This is a genomic window from Pedobacter sp. 01T416_2 (assembly GCF_056398925.1).
The window spans coordinates 1-2,428 of sequence record NZ_JBFTQI010000834.1; the positions used below are offsets into that span (position 1 = coordinate 1).

The window sequence follows — 2,428 nt, forward strand, 5'->3', positions numbered from 1 at the left end:
GCCTCTATTGAAGAAAACCCCGAATCAGTAGGTGAAAACGCAATTAAACTATTGATACAATTGATTAGCAAAGAAATTGATATTCATAATTACCAGAAAGTAATTGTGGATTGTAAGCTGATTGTGCACGGGTAAACGTTTGGCGCATGGCGTCTAGCGTTTTGTGCACAATGTTGTATCTACTCGATCGTCATGCTGTCCCGAATGTTCGGGATCAGCATCTTTATCTATCTATTAAGGAGGGTGTATCATAAATATAAATTTGTCATCCTGAGCTTGTCGAAGGACCTGTTTAAATACTCTTTGAGGTGTTTCGACAGGCTCAACATGACAGCTTCTGGGCTGAAATCGCCTTTATGATACAACCTCGACGACCACTCGTACCCAAATTAAAAAATTCCAGATGACATATTAATTTAACGACATTGCACTACTGTTCAATTGATTCCTGTGCTTTTCATTGTACACAAACGCAGCTACAATCAACAAACCCGCAACACCTTCAAAAGCAACTACAGTCTGCGTACCAAAAAGATGCGCTAAATACCCCATCAATAAACTGCCGATTGGCAATACGCCCTGGTAAGCCATAATATAATAACTTAAAGTCCTTCCCCTCATTACATCATCGGCATGAGTCTGCAGATAAGTATTGATAGATGAGGTTTGAGCCATCAAACCCAAAGCAGCTAAACCGGTACAGATTAAAGCCAGAACAAGCGATGGTGATATAGCCAGCGCTACAACCGAAATGGCCAGCAAAATACCCGACATCATTACAATTTTCTGCAGGTTTTGCTTCACTTTTAATGTAGCCATATAAATGGCACCGAAGAATGCACCAAATCCTGCTGCGCTTTCAAACCAGCCAAATGTTGTGGCATTTCCATTAAAAATATCTTTGGCAAAAACAGGCAATAAAGTTGTGAAAGGAATTACCAATAAACTCGATGCAGCCATCATCAATACCATGGATGCCAAATCTGGCGATGATTTAAGATAATCGTAACCTTTTTTCAGGTCGATCCAGATATTTTCTTTCGATTTTTGATGTACGGTGAGTTTAAGCTTCATCATCACCATACAACCCAGTACAGCAATAAAGCTCACAAAATTGATCAGGAAACAGATATCTTCACCTAAAGTACTCAAAATTACCCCTGCCAACGCCGGGCCGATTAGCCTGGCGGCATTAAACATGGAAGAATTAAGCGCAATGGCATTTGGTAAATCTTCTTTATCATCAATTAAATTTACCATTAAAGATTGACGGGCAGTAACATCAAAAGCATTTACCAAGCCCTGAACCAGTGAAAGTGCTGCAATCCAGAACATATCGTATACTTTAAACCAGATCATCAAAGCCAGGGCACCTGCCTGCAGCATCAGGATCACCTGGGTAATCACCAATATCTTATACTTATTATGTCTATCTACATAGCTCCCAGCATACGGTGCAAGTACCAGTGAAGGGATTAAACTCAAAAAAGTAATCAGTCCCAGCAAAAAAGCCGATCCTGTTAAACGATATACCAACCAACTGATGGCTACACGCTGCATCCATGTGCCGATTAATGAAATAGCCTGACCTGTAAAAAATAACCTGTAATTATAGTGCCTTAGCGAACGAAAAATACTCATGTTTAAAATAGTAAAGTAACTTTACAAAAGTACAAAACTAAAATCAGATCAAAAAACCAAAAACAGAAAGTTTTATCACGTCAGAATCACAATTCAAACAAAACAAAGACCCATATTAGTTTATCTACAAAATTAAAAGCTTATATTTGTAAAGTTTATTTACCATTAAGATGCCTACTCAAACACAAGATATTGCCGCAAAACTAAGAAACACAGTTACCCGCTTAACCAGGCAGCTACGCAAACAGAACGTAAGTTCAGACTTTAGCAATGCCGAACTGTTAACGATGTCGCTGCTCGAACAACATGGCAAAATGTTATCTACAGAGCTGGCAGATATGGAAAGGGTGTCAAAACAAGCTATTTCACAGATCATCAACCGCTTGTTCGATGCCAAATGTGTGGAACGCTTTCCAAGCAATGAGGATAAACGAAAGGTTTTTATCGGCTTAACCAAGCTTGGCGAAAAACACATTATTGCCAGCAGAAAAATAAAAGAAGAATGGCTGGCACAAACCATGGAAAAAATCTTCTCCTCAGAAGAAATCAACTTGATTCAGGCTTTTCTACCCCTCCTTTCGCGTTTGGTAGAACACAATGGCGCAAGAGTATAGTTTTCCTTTTTCCTTCGCCAAATAAGCCTTATCTTGCAGGCTGAAAAATGGCACTATATTTTACATCAATTAATTCGGGCAGTAATGGCAATTGTTACTATGTGGGTAACGATAATGAAGCAATTTTGGTTGATGTTGGCCTAACCTGCAAAGAGGTTGAAACACGGATGAAC

At 39.2% G+C, this 2,428-nt stretch carries 2 protein-coding genes; one reads left to right on the plus strand and one right to left on the minus strand.

The window, feature by feature from the left end:
* Positions 1 to 411: 411 nt before the first annotated feature.
* Positions 412 to 1,641, minus strand: coding sequence for an MFS transporter (locus tag AC1DPQ_RS24725; RefSeq protein WP_477611187.1), 1,230 nt, complete (start codon positions 1,639 to 1,641; stop codon positions 412 to 414).
* Between the two features lie 170 nt (positions 1,642 to 1,811).
* On the opposite strand from AC1DPQ_RS24725, the gene AC1DPQ_RS24730 reads away from it, so the two are divergent.
* Complete coding sequence (locus AC1DPQ_RS24730; protein ID WP_477584915.1) at positions 1,812 to 2,255, plus strand: MarR family winged helix-turn-helix transcriptional regulator; 444 nt, start codon at positions 1,812 to 1,814, stop codon at positions 2,253 to 2,255.
* The last annotated feature ends 173 nt before the right edge of the window (positions 2,256 to 2,428 follow it).